Annotated in this window: 14 protein-coding genes; 8 read left to right on the top strand and 6 right to left on the bottom strand. The window is 70.4% G+C overall.

Annotated features, from left to right (window positions below; all coding sequences use genetic code 11):
* Window positions 1-531 precede the first annotated feature (531 nt).
* The 4 genes from SCA03_RS13865 to SCA03_RS13850 form a co-directional block, all read right to left on the bottom strand.
* Window positions 532-2,229, bottom strand: coding sequence for a sensor histidine kinase (locus tag SCA03_RS13865; RefSeq protein WP_230988652.1), 1,698 nt, complete (start codon window positions 2,227-2,229; stop codon window positions 532-534).
* 550 nt (window positions 2,230-2,779) lie between these two features.
* The gene (locus SCA03_RS13860) at window positions 2,780-3,661 is read right to left on the bottom strand and encodes a DUF4429 domain-containing protein (protein ID WP_086817480.1); all 882 of its coding nucleotides are present in this window, start codon (window positions 3,659-3,661) and stop codon (window positions 2,780-2,782) included.
* 74 nt (window positions 3,662-3,735) lie between these two features.
* Window positions 3,736-4,989, bottom strand: coding sequence for an alpha/beta hydrolase (locus tag SCA03_RS13855; protein WP_030882615.1), 1,254 nt, complete (start codon window positions 4,987-4,989; stop codon window positions 3,736-3,738).
* 110 nt (window positions 4,990-5,099) lie between these two features.
* On the bottom strand, window positions 5,100-5,750 hold the full coding sequence (locus tag SCA03_RS13850) for a TetR family transcriptional regulator (RefSeq protein ID WP_037851530.1): 651 nt from the start codon (window positions 5,748-5,750) through the stop codon (window positions 5,100-5,102).
* Window positions 5,751-5,860: 110 nt separating this feature from the next.
* On the opposite strand from SCA03_RS13850, the gene SCA03_RS13845 reads away from it, so the two are divergent.
* On the top strand, window positions 5,861-7,477 hold the full coding sequence (locus SCA03_RS13845) for an MFS transporter (protein WP_030882608.1): 1,617 nt from the start codon (window positions 5,861-5,863) through the stop codon (window positions 7,475-7,477).
* 223 nt (window positions 7,478-7,700) lie between these two features.
* Complete coding sequence (locus SCA03_RS13840; protein WP_086817478.1) at window positions 7,701-8,123, top strand: peptidase inhibitor family I36 protein; 423 nt, start codon at window positions 7,701-7,703, stop codon at window positions 8,121-8,123.
* A gap of 302 nt (window positions 8,124-8,425) precedes the next feature.
* Here SCA03_RS13840 and aceE read toward each other — a convergent pair whose 3' ends face one another.
* The gene (aceE, locus tag SCA03_RS13835) at window positions 8,426-11,173 is read right to left on the bottom strand and encodes a pyruvate dehydrogenase (acetyl-transferring), homodimeric type (RefSeq protein ID WP_030882602.1); all 2,748 of its coding nucleotides are present in this window, start codon (window positions 11,171-11,173) and stop codon (window positions 8,426-8,428) included.
* Between the two features lie 553 nt (window positions 11,174-11,726).
* On the opposite strand from aceE, the gene SCA03_RS13830 reads away from it, so the two are divergent.
* The 6 genes from SCA03_RS13830 (at window position 11,727) to SCA03_RS13805 (ending at window position 16,670) form a co-directional block, all read left to right on the top strand.
* Window positions 11,727-12,167, top strand: a complete 441-nt coding sequence (locus tag SCA03_RS13830) for a DUF3052 domain-containing protein (RefSeq protein WP_030882601.1) — start codon at window positions 11,727-11,729, stop codon at window positions 12,165-12,167.
* A 311-nt stretch (window positions 12,168-12,478) separates the two neighbouring features.
* Window positions 12,479-12,937: a peroxiredoxin gene (locus SCA03_RS13825; RefSeq protein WP_030892860.1), complete on the top strand. Its 459-nt coding sequence runs from the start codon at window positions 12,479-12,481 to the stop codon at window positions 12,935-12,937.
* A 236-nt stretch (window positions 12,938-13,173) separates the two neighbouring features.
* The gene (locus SCA03_RS13820; RefSeq protein WP_030882597.1) at window positions 13,174-13,749 is read left to right on the top strand and encodes a TerD family protein; all 576 of its coding nucleotides are present in this window, start codon (window positions 13,174-13,176) and stop codon (window positions 13,747-13,749) included.
* A gap of 173 nt (window positions 13,750-13,922) precedes the next feature.
* Window positions 13,923-14,501, top strand: a complete 579-nt coding sequence (locus tag SCA03_RS13815) for a TerD family protein (RefSeq protein WP_030882594.1) — start codon at window positions 13,923-13,925, stop codon at window positions 14,499-14,501.
* A 96-nt stretch (window positions 14,502-14,597) separates the two neighbouring features.
* On the top strand, window positions 14,598-15,761 hold the full coding sequence (locus SCA03_RS13810; protein ID WP_030882591.1) for a DUF475 domain-containing protein: 1,164 nt from the start codon (window positions 14,598-14,600) through the stop codon (window positions 15,759-15,761).
* Window positions 15,762-15,911: 150 nt separating this feature from the next.
* Window positions 15,912-16,670 carry a TerD family protein gene (locus SCA03_RS13805; protein ID WP_030882589.1) on the top strand — a complete coding sequence of 253 codons (759 nt, stop codon included), beginning with the start codon at window positions 15,912-15,914 and terminating at the stop codon, window positions 16,668-16,670.
* An 88-nt stretch (window positions 16,671-16,758) separates the two neighbouring features.
* Here the strand turns inward: SCA03_RS13805 and SCA03_RS13800 are convergent, their stop codons facing one another.
* Window positions 16,759-17,931 carry a TerD family protein gene (locus tag SCA03_RS13800; protein ID WP_030882586.1) on the bottom strand — a complete coding sequence of 391 codons (1,173 nt, stop codon included), beginning with the start codon at window positions 17,929-17,931 and terminating at the stop codon, window positions 16,759-16,761.
* Window positions 17,932-18,096: the final 165 nt, after the last annotated feature.

The raw sequence follows: 18,096 nt of genomic DNA, 5'->3' as shown, positions 1-18,096 counted from the left end.
CCCCCCCCCCCCCCCCCCCCCCCCCCCCGACACCCGTCCCGCCAACCTCCCTGCCACACCGCCCAGTTGACCGGTTCCCGTCGACCTACCGCGCGGTGCCGTTGCCTGCCCCGCCCTGCCTCGCCTTCCGTCCGACGGAGCCGTGTCCGGCGCACCTTCCGCGCGCCTTCCGACCGACCGGAGCGCTGCCCTGCTGTACCGCGGGCTGGGCCGCTGTCCTGCCCGTGCCTCCGGGCGGGCCGCCGTCCTGCCGTGCCTTCCGGCTGGCGGGGCAGTGTCCTGCCGTGCCTCCCGGTCGGCCGAGGCGCTGTCCGGTGCCTGGCGCCGTTCGGGTCCCGTCCCGCCGTACCGTCCATCCGGCCGGGGCGACGTCCCCGCACACCGGCCCGCCGACCGGACGGTGCCCCGCACGCCTGCCAGTTGACCGCGCCGCGCCCCGGCGCGCCTTCCGACAGATGGAGACCGTCGACCGCGCCCCGCGCTGCTCCGCGCCGCTTCGCCGGGATCATCCCCCACACCCCGAACCGTCCGCTACCTCCCACCGTCCGAGGCCCGCTCCCCGCCACCGCCGCTGCCATCGCCGCTGTCATCGCCACCGCTCCCGGCCCCGCTCACACTGCGGCCACGGCTCTCACCGCGGTCACTCCGGCCACCGCCGCCATCACCGCCGTCACCGCTGTCACTCCAGCCGTCACCGCCATCACCGCCCTCGCCACCATCGCCACCGCGTCCGCTGTCGGCCGTCCCGGCCCCCTCGTGGCCGTCCGCGCGGACCGTCGTGCCGGGCCGGTCCTCCCCGGCCGGTGCCGGGTACGGCAGTCGCGCCGCCACCCGGAACCCACCGTCCGGCAGCGGACCGGTGTCGAGGGTTCCGCCCACCAGTCGGACCCGCTCCCGCATGCCGACCAGCCCGTGTCCCGTGCCGGTCGACTCCAGCGGAGCCCCTGCGGGGCGCGGCGGCGGCCCGTTGACGACGAGCACCGTCAGCTCTCCTTCGCTGCCCGTCACCGACACCCGCGTGTTCGCACCGGGCGCGTGCCGTACGACATTGGCGAGCGCCTCCTGGACGATCCGGTACGCCGAGAGCGTCACCGTCTGGGCCGCCCCCGAGCCCCCGGAAGCTCCGGCGGCGGCCCCCGAAGCACCACCGCCGCCGTCATCGCCGCTATCGCTACCGCCGCTGCCGCTGCCGCTGCCGTTGCCGTCGGCCGGAGGGACGTCGTCGAGCGCGCGGTCGCCCTGGCCGTGGTCCGGTACGTCGACGGTCAGTTCGGTCGGCACCCCGGCGCGGACCGTCGCCTCCACGAGCTGCTCCAGGCGTTCGAGCCCGGGCTGCGGCGCCCGCTCGCCCCGCGCCTCCTCGCTGCGCAGCACTCCCAGGAGCCGGCGCATCTCGGCCAGCGACTCGCGCGCTGCCGCGGCGATGCTGCCGAACTCCTCCCGCGCCTCGTCCGGCAGTTGGCCGATTCTGTACGGTGCACTGTCCGCTTGGACCGTGATGACCGACATGTGATGGGCGACGACATCGTGCAGTTCCCGGGCTATCCGCGCCCGCTCCTCCAGGAGGGTCCGCCGGGCGCGTTCCGCCTCGCTGATCGTCTCCTGCTCCGCCAGCGCACGCCGTGCCTCGCCCCGCTCCCGTACGGCCGCACCGAGCAGCAGCATCACACCGCTGAGCACGATCAGCAGCACGTTCGTCCCCTCGCTGTGCTCGGGCGAGACGAACCCGAGGACGAGCGAGACCAGCGTCGTGACCAGCCATACCCCCGTCAGCGTCCGGCGGCTCTCGCGCAGCGCGAGCGCCAGACAGAGGACGAGGTAGCCCACGATCACCGGCGGGGCCCACGGCCACGGCCGCCCCAGCGTTCCCGGGGCGGCCAGCAGCGCCAGAGCGCCGATGACGTCGGCGGTGAAGACGATCCCCCAGGCCGGCAGCGGCCGGGTCACGGCCAGCAGCAGCGGCGCGGACTGAGCGACTCCCAGGGCCCCGCTCACCGTCCCGTTCAGGCCGTAGTCCGAGGTCAGCACCTGCGTGGCGACGGGGATGAGCACGACCGTGAACGCGGCGGCCACCGCGTACGGCAGCCACCGCAGGGTGCGCGAGGCGGCCCCGGCCATGAGGGGCTCGCCGGAGGAGGTCTCGGTGACGACGGCCTCCCCGAGCGCGCGCAGCGCCTGGTGCGCCGCCCCCACAGCGGAGAGCAGCCCGCGCCGTACGGGCGGCGGCAAGGGAGGAAGACGGCGCGCACCACGAAGAGGGCGCGCACCACGAAGAGGGCGCGCGCCACGGCGCACCCCGCGGCCCGCACCGGACGCTCCGGACGCTCCGGACGAGCCGGGGCCGTCGTCCGAGTCGGCGGAGCCGTCCGGCCGGGAAGGCGATGCAGAAGCGGAGGCCGGGGCGCCCGGATGCTCGACGGCGTCCGGGAACTCCGGCGAGCCCGAGGGCTCCGCGGACTCCGAGGGCTCCGCACGAGGCGGGGGAGTCGGAGACGAGGGGGAAGGGCGGGGATCCGGGGAAGACATGGCCTGATCAGCGTACGGAGAACGCGGGCGCCCCGGCGTCCTACGGAAGTAGCGATGCACCCCGGCCACCCCCTACCCCGGTATCACGGGAGCCGGGCCGGGCACCGGCAGTGAACAGCCATCCAGCCAGCCAAGCAGTCAGGCACCAAGCAGTCGGCCAAGCAGTCAGGCACCGGCCAGGCGGCCAGGCGGCCAGGCGGCCAGGCGGCCAATCGGTCAGTCGGGCGGCCAGGCGGCGCCCGTCGGACGGGCCCTACAGCTCCGCCAGCAGTTCGGCCTTCTTCGAGCTGAACTCGTCATCGGTGAGCAGCCCGGCGTCGTGCAGCTCGCCGAGGTGCCGTATCCGCTCGGCGACATCGGCCGGATCCGACCGCTGCTGCGCCGGGGCGGGCGCCCCGCACGAGACGGGGCTCAGCGGGGCCTGCGCCGGATCCACGGCACGTACCGCCGCCAGGACGGAGGCGGCGAACGGCAGGGACTCGTACACGGGGCCGTAGCCGAGGCCGAACACCACCGAGGCCGGGTCCTGGTCCGCGTCGCCCATCGGCTCGATCCCGCGCGGCCGCAGCCGGAGGTGGCCGCTCACCCCCTCGGGGGAGCGCCACTCGATGTCTTCGAGGTCGGTGACCGGAAAGAACTGGTCACCCGCCTTCCATTTCGCGGTGGAAGCCCCCGTCCAGAACCACCGGAACGCGACCACGCTCCCGTCGAAGGACGCTTTTCCGTCGTACGCCTTGAAGCTGTGCGGCGGCGCGGGCGCCGCGATCATGTGCTGTTCGGCCGGTTTGTGCGCCTGCTCCCCCAGGTGGGCGCGCAGCTCGGTCGCGTAGTAGTCCGCCAGCGTCTCCCGCTCGGCGGGCAGTACGAGACGGTAGGGATCGCTGCCTTCTTTCAGCTGTCCGGCGGCGGCCTCCAGCAGCGGGTCGGCCCCCTCGCGGGGTACCGCGCGCAGCACCACCGTGCCGCGTTTGGCGCCCGGTCCCAGCTCGATCGAGCTCAGCGCCTCGTACGGAATTCGCCGCTCTCCGAGCACCTGGAAGAGCTTCGGCGTGCGGATCCCCCGTTCGAAGCGGATGAGCACCGAGTCCGATTCGAACTCCCAGGCGGAGTGCATTCCAGCCAGTACGTCACCCATGTGGGCCATCGTATGCGTCGGGTGCCCCCGCGTCCCCCCTTCCTGTGGCCGCTCTCGAAACGGCCGGTACCGGCTCAAAGAGCGGAGGGAGAGCAGTCCGGATCGGAGGTGTCGCAGTCGACGGCGGAGTACGAGCCGGTCCCGATCGCGGCGAAGTTGGCCAGCGACCGGGTGCCCGGCACGAAGTACCCGGTGTGTCCCACGGAATCGGCCGACGAGATACGCCGCGCCCCGAACGCCTTGGAGACCGGATCGGCGCCGTGGCCCAGGCCGCCTACGTTCATGTGCGGGACATCGGCGATCCAGTCGTCCCGGTCCCGGGTCGCCCAGATGTGTGCCCGGGTCTTCAACTGGCGTGCGTTGTCCGCCCGCATCCCGGGACTTCCGGCCACCGCGATGTCCGTGACGCTGCGCGGCAGCTTCTTCGCCGCCACCCCGCAGACGACGGAGCCGTAGCTGTGGCAGAACAGCGACATCTTGGGCGCGGCCCCGTCGGTACTGGCCGGCACCGCGCGCAGGAAGGAGTTCAACCGCTTCGCGCCCTCCTGCGCCGGGCCGCCGGAGGCCGCTTCCACGCCCAGACCTGCCGGAGCGTTGTAGTCCGCCCACGCCACCGTGGCCGTCCGCTCGGACGGGGCCGTCGACTGCTGCTGGCGCTGTAGCGCGGACGCCATCCCGACGGGCGCCGAGTAGCGGCGCGAGGAGCGCTCGAAGGTCAGCATCTCGGTGTCCACGCCGGGCACCACCACCGAGAGCCGCTCCGCGTGTTGCAGATCACCGAACACCTCGGCGGCCCGTCCCCGGTCCGTCGGATCGAAGGCGATGAACTGGCGTCCGGGCCGGAGCATCGACTCGTAGCGGTGCATCCGGCGCCCGGCGTCGTGCCGTCCCTCGTCGGTCAGCCGCTCATCGGTCATCCGGCGGCGTTCGGTGTCCCGCGCCTGGACGAGGGCCTGGTGATTGGCCCGGTACCGCAGTTTCAGCGGCGCACCGCCGAGATTGCCGACGACCAGGGGATATCGCTGGGCCAGCGTGCGTTGCTGCCCCGGGTCGAGGGTCTTGAACCAGTGCGCGATACGGCGGGGTGAGGAGTCCGGATCGGGCAGCGGGCGCCCGGCGAACGAGCCCTTCTCCCATGCCTGGAGCGCCGCGGCGCGCGGCCCGGAGGCCACATCGTTGCCGCGTACCGCCGTCCAGCCGGTCGTCGCCAGCAGCACCAGCACCACGGCCAGTGCGAACAGTGCGCGCCAGACGGTGGAGCCGGAGACCCCTTCCGTCGAAAGGCCCGGCCCGGACAGTGGATTGCCGAGAGCGGAGAAGTAATTCACTGGGGCGCCACCCTAGGAGATGGCGACCGGCATCCCCGCATCGTCGCGAATCCCGTGAGTCATCTCACGTTTTGGAGTGGATACTCAGGTCAAAACGGGTGCACCTGCGGTCACTCGTCACGCTCCGCGACCCGGGTTCCCCGGCCCCACTCGGAGGCCAGTGCGGGGCGCAGTTCGTCCAGGAATGCGTGGGTCGACCGGCGGGCCTCCTCCAGGGAGGCGTCTCCGCGCATCCCCCAGTGCCGTGCGGCCGAGCGCATCACCCCGGCGAATGCCGCGACCAGCACCCGCGGCCGCGGATCCTGCTCGTCGTCCAGCCCCGTGCGCCGGGCGATCTCCTGCACCAGCTTCTCCTCCAGCAGCAGATAGTGGTGCAGGTGGGCGGAGAGGAGCGAGGGCGTCGTCTCGATGACCTGGCACAACTGCATGTGCAGTTCCACCGGGAGGATCTCGGTGATCGTGCGGCTGGATTCGTCCCAGACCTCGTCCACGGCCCGCCGCAGGCTCTGCAAGGGCGGCTCGTCCACGGGGCGTGCGCACAGGGACGCGTAGAACCGGTCGTTGATGGTCTCGTGCAGGGAGAGGGCGACCTCTTCCTTGTTGGTGAAGTACCGGAAGAAGGTGCGCTGGGAGACGTCCACGGCTTCGGCGATCTGATCGACGGTCGTCGCGTCGTAGCCCTGCGTGACGAACAGCTCGTGAGCGGCGCGGATAAGAGCGTCCCTGGTGCGCTGCTTCTTGCGTTCACGCAGACCCGTCACTGTGCTCCTTCTTCGCTTTCTCGCTGCTCACGTCATCTGTAAGCAGCTTGACATTTACCTGCGAATAATTCGGTTTGTCAATTGTCAGCGACTGTCATTAGTCTCCCGCCATGAGCTCCCAGACCAGCACCATCCCGCAGGATGCGCAGGATCCAGGACACCAGGGGGGCGGGGGAGCGGGACCCCGCGCCGGGCTGAGGGGCCACCCCTGGCTGACTCTCGTCACCGTCGCCTTCGGGGTGGCGATGGTCGCCCTCGACGGCACCATCGTCGCCATCGCCAACCCCGCCATCCAGAAGGACCTCGGCGCCTCGCTTGCCGATGTGCAGTGGATCACCAACGGCTATCTGCTCGCCCTGGCCGTCTCCCTGATCACGGCGGGCAAGCTCGGTGACCGCTTCGGCCACCGCCAGACCTTCCTCATCGGCGTCGTCGGCTTCGCCGCCGCCTCCGGGGCCATCGGACTCGCCGGCAGCGTCGGCCTCGTCATCTTCTTCCGTGTACTCCAGGGCATATTCGGGGCGCTGCTGATGCCCGCCGCCCTCGGGCTGCTGCGCGCCTCCTTCCCGGCCGAGCGGCTGAACGCCGCCATCGGCATCTGGGGCGCGGTGATCGGTGCCTCCACGGCCGCGGGACCGATCATCGGTGGTCTGCTCGTCGAGCACGTGAACTGGGAATCGGTCTTCTTCATCAACATCCCGGTCGGGGCGTTCGCCCTGATCATGGGCCTGGTGCTGCTGCTGGACCGGCGGGCCGAGCAGGCTCCGCGCTCCTTCGACGTGCTGGGCATCGTGCTGCTGTCCGTGGCGATGTTCTGCCTGGTGTGGGCGATCATCAAGGCGCCCGAGTGGCACTGGGGCGACCCGAAGACCCTCGGCTTCCTGGGGATCTCCCTGCTGGCCTTCATCGGCTTCGGCTTCTGGGAGAGCCGGGTGGCGGAGCCCCTCCTTCCGCTGTCGATGTTCCGCTCCGTGCCGCTGACCGCCGGCACGGTGCTGATGGTGCTCATGGCCTTCGGCTTCATGGGCGGCCTCTTCTTCGTCACCTTCTTCCTCCAGAACGTCGGCGGGCTCTCCCCGGTCGACAGCGGGCTGCGGCTGCTGCCCCTCACCGGCACGATGATCGTCGCCTCGCCGATCGCGGGCGGGGTCATCACCAAGGTCGGTCCGCGAATACCCCTCGTGGCCGCCATGGTGATCACGGCGGTCGCGATGTTCGGCCTGTCGACGCTGAACGCCGACAGCGGTGCCGGTATCTCCTCCGTCTGGTTCGCGCTCCTCGGCCTCGGTCTCGCCCCGGTGATGGTGGGCGCCACCGAAGTCATCGTCGGCAACGCGCCGTTGGAGCACGCCGGCGTCGCGGGCGGGCTCCAGCAGGCCGCCATGCAGGTCGGCGGCAGCCTGGGCACCGCCGTCCTCGGTGCCGTCATGGCCTCCCGCGTCGGCGACGAACTGCCGCAGAAGTGGGCCGAGGCGAAGCTGCCCCCGCTGCCCGCCGAGCAGGAGACCGGTCTGAAGAAGGCAGCCGAGGTCGGCATGGCTCCGCCCGCGCCGAGCGGCACCCCGGAGCGGATCGTCGAGGCCACCCGGCACGTCGTCCACGACTCGTTCATCTCCGGCATGAGCCTCGCCTTCATCTGTGCGGGAATCGTCGCTGTCGTCGCAGCGGGCGTGGCCGTCTTCACCAGTCGCGGGAAGAACGACGCGGGGCCGTCCGTGCATATCTGACGATGCCCCACTCGGAGCCGCAGCGGCCCGGGACGCCAGGAACCGTGGATTACTTGGGAGTTGTGGAAAACTCCGCCACCTGTCCTGGTGAACCGGGCCGTTCTTTCTTGGCGATCATCACAACGCCGCACATGCTGGTCACACGCCGGGCGCCATGACCCGGCCACACGCCGGGCGGCAGCAGCCCGGCCCGGAACCGGGGGAGTGATCAGCTATGACAGCCATGCCCGTACACGGTCGCAGGAAGTACGTCCGCGTCCTCGCGGCGACGGCAGTCGTGACGGCCGCGGCGCTGGCCGCGGGGGCCCAGTCGGCGGGGGCCCGGCCGGCCGCCGGCGGCAAGGAGAAAGGGGCCTCCGCCCCCGAGCTGGGGGATTGCGCCCGGGGAGAACTCTGTCTGTGGGAGGGCGCCGACTTCCACGGCGAGCGGCACACCTACGAGTTGAGCAACACCGACATCGAGAGCTGTGTGCGCCTCCCCAAGGGCGCGACGGTCTCCGCGCTGGCCAACCGCACCGGCCGCCCCGTCACGCTGTACCAGAGCGCGGAGTGCGCGGAGACCGCGGAGTTCAAGACCCACCCGTCGGGCTCCTGGACGCCGAAGGCGCCGTACCAGGGCCGTGCGTTCAAGGTGTGGGAGCGGTGAGGTGCCCCGGCGGCGCCCGGCAGAGGTGTGCCCGTGCCACAGGCGCCGTACTCCGCTGTGTGCGCCACGCCCTTCCGCTCCGCCGGGCGCTGCCCGGCGGGCGGTCGCGGCGCCCCGGCGGGAGGGCCCGGTGCCGCGCCGTGGTCCGCCGCGTGTCCTTCCTTCTCATTCGGGCAGCGCCGCGGCCGAGGAGCCACGGCTGCCGCGGGCCGGTGCAGGAGGGCGCACTCGTGGGCCAACACCCCCGGCAGCACAGGGCAGTGGCCCGGGCAGCGGTGCCGCCCGGGCCACACCGGCCGCTCTCAGGCGTCGCCCCCGGCACTGCCCGGGGAAGCCGCCGACGGGTCCATCAGCTGGTAGCGATCGATCGCCTGCTTCAGCGCCGACCTGTCGACCTTGCCCTCCCTGGCCAGCTCGGTCAGCACACCGAGGACGATCGACTGCGCGTCGACGTGGAAGAAACGGCGGGCCGCGCCACGGGTATCGGCGAAGCCGAAGCCGTCGGTCCCCAGCGACTGGTACGTGCCCGGCACCCAGCGGGCGATCTGGTCCGGAACCGCGCGCATCCAGTCCGAGACGGCCACCTTCGGCCCCTCGGCATCCCGCAGCTTCCGCGTCACATAGGGCACACGCTGCTCCTCCTCCGGGTGGAGAAGGTTGTGCTCCTCCGTCCGGACGGCCTCGCGGCGCAGCTCGTTCCACGAAGTGGCGGACCACACATCGGCGTTCACGTCCCACTCGTCCGCGAGGATCCGCTGGGCCTCCAGCGCCCAGGGCAGTGCCACACCGGAAGCGAGAATCTGCGCCCGGTGGGTCCCCTGCCGGCCCTCGCGGTACCGGTACAGGCCCTGGAGGATGCCCTCCACGTCGACGTTCTCCGGCTCGGCCGGCTGCTGGATCGGCTCGTTGTAGACGGTCAGGTAGTAGAAGACGTCCTCGCCCTGCGGGTGTTCGGGGCTGGAGCCGTACATCCTGCGCAGCCCGTCCCGCACGATATGCGCGATCTCGAAGCCGAACGCCGGGTCGTAGGCGACGGCCGCGGGGTTGGTCGAGGCGAGCAGGTGCGAGTGCCCGTCGGCGTGCTGGAGCCCCTCGCCGGTGAGCGTCGTGCGGCCGGCGGTCGCGCCGAGCACGAAGCCGCGCGACATCTGGTCGGCCATCTGCCAGAACTGGTCGCCAGTGCGCTGGAATCCGAACATCGAGTAGAAGACGTAGATCGGGATCAGCGGCTCGCCGTGGGTGGCGTGCGCGGAGCCCGCCGCGATCGCCGCTGCCGTACAGCCGGCCTCCGAGATGCCGTCGTGCAGCATCTGCCCGGTGGGCGACTCCTTGTAGGCGAGCAGCAGTTCACGGTCCACCGACTCGTACAGCTGCCCCAGTGGGTTGTAGATCTTGGCCGACGGAAAGAAGGAGTCCATACCGAAGGTGCGGTACTCGTCCGGTGCGATCGGCACGAAGCGCTTGCCGATCTCCTTGTCCCGCATGAGGTCCTTCAGCAGCCGGACGAAGGCCATCGTCGTCGCGATCTGCTGCTGACCCGACCCCTTCTTCAGCGCCGCGTACGCGGAATCGTCCGGCAGGTTCAGCGGTTTGGCGCGGTTGACGCGGGTGGGCACGTAACCGCCCAGCTCCTGGCGCCGGTCGTGCATGTACTGGATCTCCTCCGAGTCCCGCCCCGGGTGGTAATAGGGCGGCAGCCCGGATTCCAGCTCGCGGTCGGGGATCGGCAGGTGCAGCCGGTCCCGGAACCCCTTCAGATCGTCGACAGTCAGCTTCTTCATCTGGTGGGTGGCGTTGCGGCCCTCGAAGTTCGGGCCCAGCGTCCAGCCCTTGATGGTCTGCGCGAGGATGACGGTGGGCTGCCCCTTGTGCTCGGCCGCCGCCTTGTACGCGGCATAGACCTTGCGGTGGTCGTGGCCACCGCGGCCCAGGTGCAGCAACTGATCGTCGGTCATGCCCTCGACCATCTTGCGCAGCCGCTGGTCACCGCCGAAGAAGTGCTGCCGGATGTAGTCGCCGCTCTCAGTGGCGTAGGTCTGGAACTGCCCGTCGGGCGTGGTGTTCAGCTTGTTGACCAGCACGCCGTCCCGGTCCTGCGCCAGCAGCGGATCCCAGGAGCGGTCCCACACCAGCTTGATGACGTTCCATCCGGCACCGCGGAAGTAGGACTCCAGCTCCTGAATGATCTTCCCGTTGCCCCGTACCGGCCCGTCCAGCCGCTGGAGGTTGCAGTTGATGACGAAGGTGAGGTTGTCCAGCCCTTCCCGTGCGGCCAGGGACAGTTGACCCAGCGACTCGGGCTCGTCCATCTCGCCGTCGCCCAGGAACGCCCACACCCGCGAGCGGGAGGTGTCCGCGATACCGCGGGCCTCCATGTAGCGGTTCATCCGGGCCTGGTGGATCGCCCCGATCGGTCCCAGCCCCATGGAGACGGTCGGGAACTCCCAGAAGTCCGGCATCGAGCGCGGATGCGGATAGCTGGAGAGGCCGTTGACGCCCTTGCTCTTCTCCTGCCGGAAACCGTCGAGTTGCCCCTCGGAGAGCCGGTCGAGCAGATAGGCGCGGGCGTAGATCCCGGGGGAGGCGTGGCCCTGGAAGAAGACTTGATCGCCGCCGTCGCCCTCGTCCTTGCCGCGGAAGAAGTGGTTGAAGCCCACATCGTAAAGAGAGGCGGAGGAGGCGAAGGTGGCGATGTGGCCGCCGACTCCGATCCCGGGGCGCTGTGCACGCGAGACCATCACGGCCGCGTTCCACCGGGTCGCGTTGAGGACCTTGCGCTCGATCTCCTCATTGCCGGGGAAGAAGGGCTCGTCCCGGGTGGCGATGGTGTTGATGTAGTCCGTGCTGCGCATCTCCGGGACGGCGACACGCTTTTCGCGTGCGCGTTCGATGAGGCGCAGCATCAGATAGCGGGCGCGTTCCCGTCCGCGTTCGTCGACGGCGGCATCGAGCGAGTCGAGCCATTCCTGGGTCTCTTCGGGGTCGAAGTCCGGCACCTGGCTGGGGAGACCGCCAATGATGATCGGGGTGCGATCGGATGCGGAAGCCACGCTGTTCCTTCGCTGTCTCGGTGATGTCGCGCTCTGCCGGCTGAGCGGCAGCGCACGCGCTGGCACGTGCTCTGTGGGCAGCGCCGTCTCCATCGTGGACCGCCCGGACGACGGCGTCACCTGTACCGCGAGGTAACCCGGCCCTGCCCGGTAGGGCGCCTCGGCGGGGGCGGACACCCCCGGTGGTCGCGCCGGCCGGGGCCGGTGCGGTGCCGAGCGGGCCCGGCCGCGGCACAGCGCACCTTACGCCTCGTGCACGGGTATGGCGGGCAGATCCCGTTCCCTCCGGAAACGTCCGTTCGGTGACTCCTGGTACCCGTACGGCTCCCCTGGGGTGGGGGTGGCAAACCTGGCTGATCCTGGCCCCCGGTCGACCCACTCAATGTGGTGTGAATCACTGTCGATCAGGCATTGTGGGATGACACGTCAACGTTTGGGCGGGATCGACGGGCGGGTACTTGCGTGATCCGGCCCGCCCGTGTGGACTACGCCCCATGCTTCGCGTGCGCGCGGGGCGCAAGCCATATTCGAGAAACATGACTGGAGGCAATCCGTGAGCGCGACCGCGGACCACGCGGAGGAGCGGACCAACCCCGCCGCAAGGCTGGGTTTCCAGCCCGGACAGGTGGTCCAGGAGATCGGCTACGACGACGACGTCGACCAGGAGCTCCGCGAGTCCATCGAAGAGATCACAGGCCAGGAGCTCGTCGACGAGGACTACGGTGATGTGGCCGACGCCGTGGTGCTGTGGTTCCGCGACGACGACGGTGATCTGACGGACGCGCTGGTGGACGCGACCACGATGATCGACGAGGGCGCCCCCGTCTGGCTGCTGACCCCGAAGACCGGCCGCGACGGCTACATCGAGCCGAGCGAGATCGGCGAGGCGTCCCAGACCGCGGGTCTCTCCCAGACGAAGAGCTTCAACGCCGCCAAGGACTGGACCGGCAGCCGTCTGGTCACCCCGAAGGGCGCGCGTTCGAGCAAGCGCTGATCCCGGCCGTGGCTCCCACGGCACCCCTCCCGGCCGGCCGCACCACGGCAGCCGTCGGCTACCGCCGCGCCGCGCCCTTACGGTCCGCCCCGCACCGTGACGCGGGCTCCGCACCGGCCGGCAGCCGGTCGCGCGGGCCGTCTCCCCGCTCGCCGGGGCGCTCTTCGTCGCTCCTCGGGCCCGTTCACCGTGGTCCGGCTCCGGGCCGGGCGCACCGTCCCTTCATGAGCCCCTGACCTCCGCATCGAGGTCAGGGGCTCGGAACATAGGGTGGTGGTGATTTCTGTCCCGATGACGAAGGGAACACCACCATGGCGATCGAGGCCGGCACGAAGGCCCCGGACATCGAGCTGAAGGACCAGCACGGGCAGGCCGTGCGGCTCTCGGACTTCCGTGGGAAGAAGAACGTCGTCCTGCTCTTCTACCCCTTCGCCTTCACCGGCGTGTGCACCGGTGAGCTGTGCGCGCTCCGTGACGAGCTGCCGAAGTTCGTCAACGACGATGTGCAGCTGCTCGCCGTCTCCAACGATTCGCCGTTCGCGCTGCGTGTATTCGCCGAGCAGGAGGGCCTGGAGTACCCGCTGCTCTCGGACTTCTGGCCGCACGGTGAGGCATCGCGTGCCTTCGGCGTCTTCGACGAGGAGAAGGGCTGCGCGGTGCGCGGCACCTTCATCATCGACAAGGAGGGCGTCGTGCGCTGGACCGTCGTCAACGGTCTGCCGGACGCCCGGGACCTCAACGATTACGTGAAGGCGCTCGAAGAGCTCTGAGTCGCGGATCCCGGCCGTTCGCCCGCCCGGCCCGATGCCTGCCCGATTCCGGGTGCGCACCGGGCCGTGGCGGGCGGAAGCGATTTCCCGGCCCGGTTCCCGGTGCCGTTCCCGGGCCCGTTCCGTAAGAGGGCTGTAGGGAAGGGAACCGCTCACTAGGATCGGATCGTTGATCGGACGGCATCCATTTACGGGGCACACGCAGTGCTCCTCACGAACGAATTCCAGGAGGACTCGTGGGAGTCAGCCTCAGCAAGGGCGGCAACGTCTCGCTGACCAAGGAGGCGCCGAACCTGACCGCGGTGATCGTCGGTCTGGGCTGGGACGCGCGTACGACCACCGGCAGTGACTTCGACCTGGACGCGAGCGCCCTGCTGACGAACGCGGAGGGCAAGGTCGCCAACGACCAGAACTTCGTGTTCTTCAACAACCTCAAGAGCCCCGACGGCTCCGTCGAGCACACCGGCGACAACCTCACCGGTGAGGGCGAGGGGGACGACGAGGTCATCAAGGTGAACCTCGCCGGGGTGCCCGCGGACGTGGAGAAGATCGTCTTCCCGGTGTCGATCTACGAGGCGGAGAGCCGCCAGCAGAGCTTCGGCCAGGTGCGGAACGCCTACATCCGCGTCGTCAACCAGTCGGACAACAACGAGCTGGCGCGCTACGACCTCAGCGAGGACGCGTCGACCGAGACCGCGATGGTCTTCGGTGAGCTCTACCGGCACGGCGCGGAGTGGAAGTTCCGTGCCATCGGTCAGGGGTACGCCTCGGGTCTGCGCGGTATCGCGCAGGACTTCGGCGTCAACGTCTGACGGATCAGACAGACGACTTCCGCCACGGCCTGCCGGTGCCCCGGTCCCGGCGGCTCCGGCAGGCGGAGACCGGCAGCCCGCGGGCGTCGCAGACTTCCGTAACCAGGAGGTGTGCGGCGCCCGCTGGTGCAGGGAGACTGGACGCACAGCAACCGGGGAGAGGATGCAGCGACATGAGCGTGACGCTCGCCAAGGGGGGCAACGTCTCCCTTTCGAAGGCCGCACCGAATCTGACCCAGGTCCAGATCGGTCTGGGCTGGCAGGCCAGGTCGACGACGGGGGCCGCCTTCGACCTGGACGCCAGTGCCCTGCTCTGCGCCCAGGGCAAGGTGCTCGGCGACGAGTACTTCGTGTTCTACAACAACCTGAAGAGCCCCGACGGCTCGGTCGAGCACACCGGCGACGAGCTGGTCGGCGGCACCGGCGGCGGGGACGACGAGACGGTGCTGGTGGATCTGACGCTGGTCCCCCCGCAGGTGGACAAGGTGGTCTTCCCCGTCTCCATCTACGACGCAGAGAGTCGGCACCAGACCTTCGGGCAGGTGACCGATGCGTACATCAGGGTCGTCAACCAGGCGGACGGTATGGAGCTGGCCCGCTACGACCTGACCGAGGACGCCTCGTCGGAGACCGCGATGATCTTCGGTGAGCTCTACCGCTACCACGGGGAGTGGAAGTTCCGTGCAGTTGGCCAGGGGTACGCCTCGGGGCTGCGCGGTATCGCCCTAGACTTCGGCGTCAACGTCGCCTGAGCGGTCACCGGCCTCTCAGGCGTCTCGGCTCTTCGCACCGAGCGGCGGCCGCATCGTGCAGTTCTTTCGTAGACCGGATACCGGATTGGGAAGCCAGTGCTCCTGAAAACCTTTGGCTGGTCCTTCGGCGTCACCGCCGTGGGTCTCGCCGCAGCGGCGTTCTTCTGGGGGTGGGAGGCGTTCGCTCTCGTGGCGATCCTGTCCATCCTGGAGATCTCGTTGTCCTTCGACAACGCGGTCGTCAACGCCGGCGTACTGAAGAAGATGAACGCCTTCTGGCAGAAGATCTTCCTCACCATCGGCATTGTGATCGCGGTCTTCGGGATGCGGTTGATCTTCCCGGTCGTCATCGTCGCCATCAGTGCCAAAGTGGGGCCGATCGAGGCGGTCCAGGTCGCCATCGACGAGCCCGAACGCTATGAGCAGCTCGTCACCGACGCACATCCGTCCATCGCCGCGTTCGGCGGGATGTTCCTGCTGATGATCTTCCTCGACTTCATCTTCGAGGAGCGCGAGCACAAGTGGCTCGGGTGGCTGGAGCGTCCGCTCTCCAAGCTGGGGAAGATCAACGGGCTCTCGCTGTGCATCGCGCTGATCGTTCTGCTGATCTCCGCGACCACCATCGCCACCGCGGCGCACCAGCACGGCGGTATGCACGCCGACAAATCCGGCACCGTCATGCTCTCCGGTATCGCCGGGCTGATCACCTATCTGATCGTGGGCGGACTCTCCGGTCATTTCGAGGAGAAACTGGAGGAGGACGAGGAACGGGAACAGGAGGCCGAAGAGGCCGCCAAGCGGGCCGGTAAGCAGCCCTCGGCGGTCGGACTGGCCGGTAAGGCCGCGTTCTTCATGTTCCTCTACCTCGAAGTCCTCGACGCGTCCTTCTCGTTCGACGGTGTCATCGGCGCGTTCGCCGTCACCAACCACATCTTCTGGATGGCGCTCGGCCTGGGTATCGGCGCGATGTACGTCCGTTCCCTGACGGTCTACCTGGTGCGCCAGGGCACGCTGGACGACTACGTGTATCTGGAGCACGGCGCCCACTACGCCATCGGCGCGCTCGCGGTGATCCTGCTCGTCACCATCAAGTACCAGATCAACGAGGTCATCACCGGTCTGGTCGGTGTCGTCCTGATCGCCACCTCGTTCTGGTCCTCGGTGCGGCGCAACCGTGCGCTGGAGGCCGCCGGGGGCTCCGGTGACGACGGAGGCGGAGGCGGCGACGCGGAGCAATCCGAGGTGACCTCGCGCGTGTGACCTCCCGTTCGGTGAGGAACGCTCCTTGCGGGGCGGCTTCGGCGCCGGTGCGGGCCCCCGGGTCTGCCCGTCCGGAGCCGCCCCGCGGTAGTGGTGAACGCGCGGGCGACGCGTGACGGCAGACGGACACGGCTGACTGGGGGGTGCGGGATGGTCTCCCTGTGGGAGAACTGGCGGCGCGGTGTGGGGATGGGGCGGCGTGGCCCCAAGTTCGATACGGTCGGCGGCCCTTCGACGTATGCGGTGGAGCTGACCAAGCGGTACTCGGAGCTGTCCCTGACCAAGCAGGGCGCGGACTCCGGCAGCATGCGGGTCAACCTGTCGTGGCGGATGCGCAGTTCGGACATGGACGGCAGGCCGCGGCGCAGCCTCGCCTCGCTCCGGCACCCGGCGCAGCTGTTCAAGCCGAACACGGGCCAGTCCCACACCCAGGGCGTCGTCAACGTCGACCTGGACCTGGCCTGTCTGTACGAACTGGCGGACGGCAGCAAGGGCGTGGTCCAGCCGCTCGGCAACTTCCTGGGCGATATGAACGCGCCGCCGTATGTGAAGCTCAGCGGTGACGACAGGTTCGGCTCCCCGTCGGGCGAGACGATCTACGTCAACCTCGATCACAAGGACGAGATCAAGCGGCTGCTGTTCTTCGTCTACATCTACGACGGAACCCCGGCGTTCGACCGGACGCACGCGATCCTCTCGCTGTTCCCCAGCAACGGGCCGCGGGTGGAGGTGGGTCTGGACGAGCGGGCCCCGCAGGCCAGGTCGTGTGCCGTGCTGCTGATGGAGAACATCAAGGGCGAGCTGCGGGTACGGCGCGAGGTGCGCTACGTCTACGGCTTCCAGGCCGAGCTGGACCGGCTCTACGGCTGGGGGCTCCAGTGGGGCAGGGGATACAAGACGCAGGTCTGAGCGCGCGGAGCGCGGTGCTCGGACAGCAGCGGGCCCCGGTGCGGTGTTGCACCGGGGCCCGCGGCTGTCCGGATCCGTCCCGGCCCGGTCAGCGGGCCCGGCCGGGCAGGAACTGCGGCCCCTGGGGCGGCAGTGCGAACGCCGGGTCGGGCTGCGGATAGCCGTAGGCGGGCTGGGGATAGCCGTACGCCGGGCCGGTGGCCGGCGGGTGCTGCGGCGGCTGGGGATAGCCGTAGGCCGGCGGCGAGGGCGGCGGAGGCGGATACGCGGCCACGACCGGAACCGTGCCCGCGGGGTCCGGCTGGGGCTCGGGGCCCGGCGGCTGCGGCGGCGGCGCGGGATCGGGCGTGGGCGTCGGCGGGGTGGGCTGGGGGCCCGGTGACGGCGGGGCCGGTTCGGGGCCCGGTCCGGGGCCGGGGCGCGGCGGTGTCGGCTCGGGGCCCGGGCCGGGGCCGGGCGGCGGGGACGGCGGGACGGGCGGGCCCGGCTCCGGCTGGGGCGTCGGGTCGGGCCGGGGCTCGGGCATCGGGTCCGGTTCGGGGATCCCGGGCTCGGGCGGCGGCTGGGGCACGGTGGCGGCGGGCCCGTAGTCCGGCGCGCCCACGGTGTCGGGGCCGGGGGCGTGCACCAGGGTCGCGTCCGGGTCGAGGTCCGGGGCCGCCGGGGGCTCGGGGGCGGGCTCGTTCTCGTCGACGGAGATGCCGAACTCCGTGGCCAGGCCGACCAGTCCGGTGTCGTAGCCCTGGCCGAGCGCCCGGAACTTCCAGCTGTCGCCGCGGCGGTAGAGCTCGCCGCAGACCATGGCCGTCTCCGAACCGGTCTCCGGTTCGATGTCGAAGCGCGCGATGAGACCGTCCGCTTCGGTTGCGCCGTCCGGGTGGCCGGCCCGGCTCCGGGGCGCTTCGGCGTCCAGGAGCAGCAGGTGCAGGCCGGGGACGTCGGCGAAGGTGCCGCCGTCGGCCGAGGCGGCCAGCAGCACGCGGTCGACGGAGGAGTCCAGGGAGGTCAGGTCCGCCTCGACCGTGTCGCGCAGGCCGTCCGTGCCGCGCTTCTTGGGGAGGTGTCTGACCAGGCCCGAGGGGTGGCGGGGCTGGTTGTAGAAGATGAAGTCGTCATCGGAGCGGACCGTGCCGTCGTGGCCGAGCAGCAGAGCCGAGGCATCGACATCCGGCACACCCGCACCAGGCGTCCAGCAGAGCACGGCGCGGACGGCCGCGGTCTCCAGCTGGAGATTCGATCCCTTCGTCATCGCGTGCGTCATGGCATCAATCCTGCCTTCCGCTCCTGTGTCGCGACAACGCGAGAAGCCCGCCGCGGGGCCGCCACGGACGGCGGGCCGGGCCCGGACGCGGCGGGGACGTGATGTGTGTCCTGCCCCCTTGGGGAACTCTTGACCTCTGTTCGTACGTACGATGAGCGGCTGTGC

The sequence above is a fragment of the Streptomyces cacaoi genome (assembly GCF_006539165.1).
Taxonomy (GTDB): domain Bacteria; phylum Actinomycetota; class Actinomycetes; order Streptomycetales; family Streptomycetaceae; genus Streptomyces; species Streptomyces cacaoi.
Note: the sequence above shows the minus strand (reverse complement) of the source record. Positions and strands in the feature narration are given on the sequence as shown.

Excerpts from the sequence above, each read along its gene's own strand:
- SCA03_RS13860 (WP_086817480.1), bottom strand. The coding sequence starts at position 3,661 with ATGGGTGACGTACTGGCTGGAATGCACTCCGCCTGGGAGTTCGAATCG.
- SCA03_RS13845 (WP_030882608.1), top strand. The coding sequence starts at position 5,861 with ATGAGCTCCCAGACCAGCACCATCCCGCAGGATGCGCAGGATCCAGGA.
- SCA03_RS13840 (WP_086817478.1), top strand. The coding sequence starts at position 7,701 with ATGCCCGTACACGGTCGCAGGAAGTACGTCCGCGTCCTCGCGGCGACG.
- SCA03_RS13825 (WP_030892860.1), top strand. The coding sequence starts at position 12,479 with ATGGCGATCGAGGCCGGCACGAAGGCCCCGGACATCGAGCTGAAGGAC.
- SCA03_RS13815 (WP_030882594.1), top strand. The coding sequence starts at position 13,923 with ATGAGCGTGACGCTCGCCAAGGGGGGCAACGTCTCCCTTTCGAAGGCC.
- SCA03_RS13805 (WP_030882589.1), top strand. The coding sequence starts at position 15,912 with ATGGTCTCCCTGTGGGAGAACTGGCGGCGCGGTGTGGGGATGGGGCGG.
- SCA03_RS13800 (WP_030882586.1), bottom strand. The coding sequence starts at position 17,931 with ATGACGCACGCGATGACGAAGGGATCGAATCTCCAGCTGGAGACCGCG.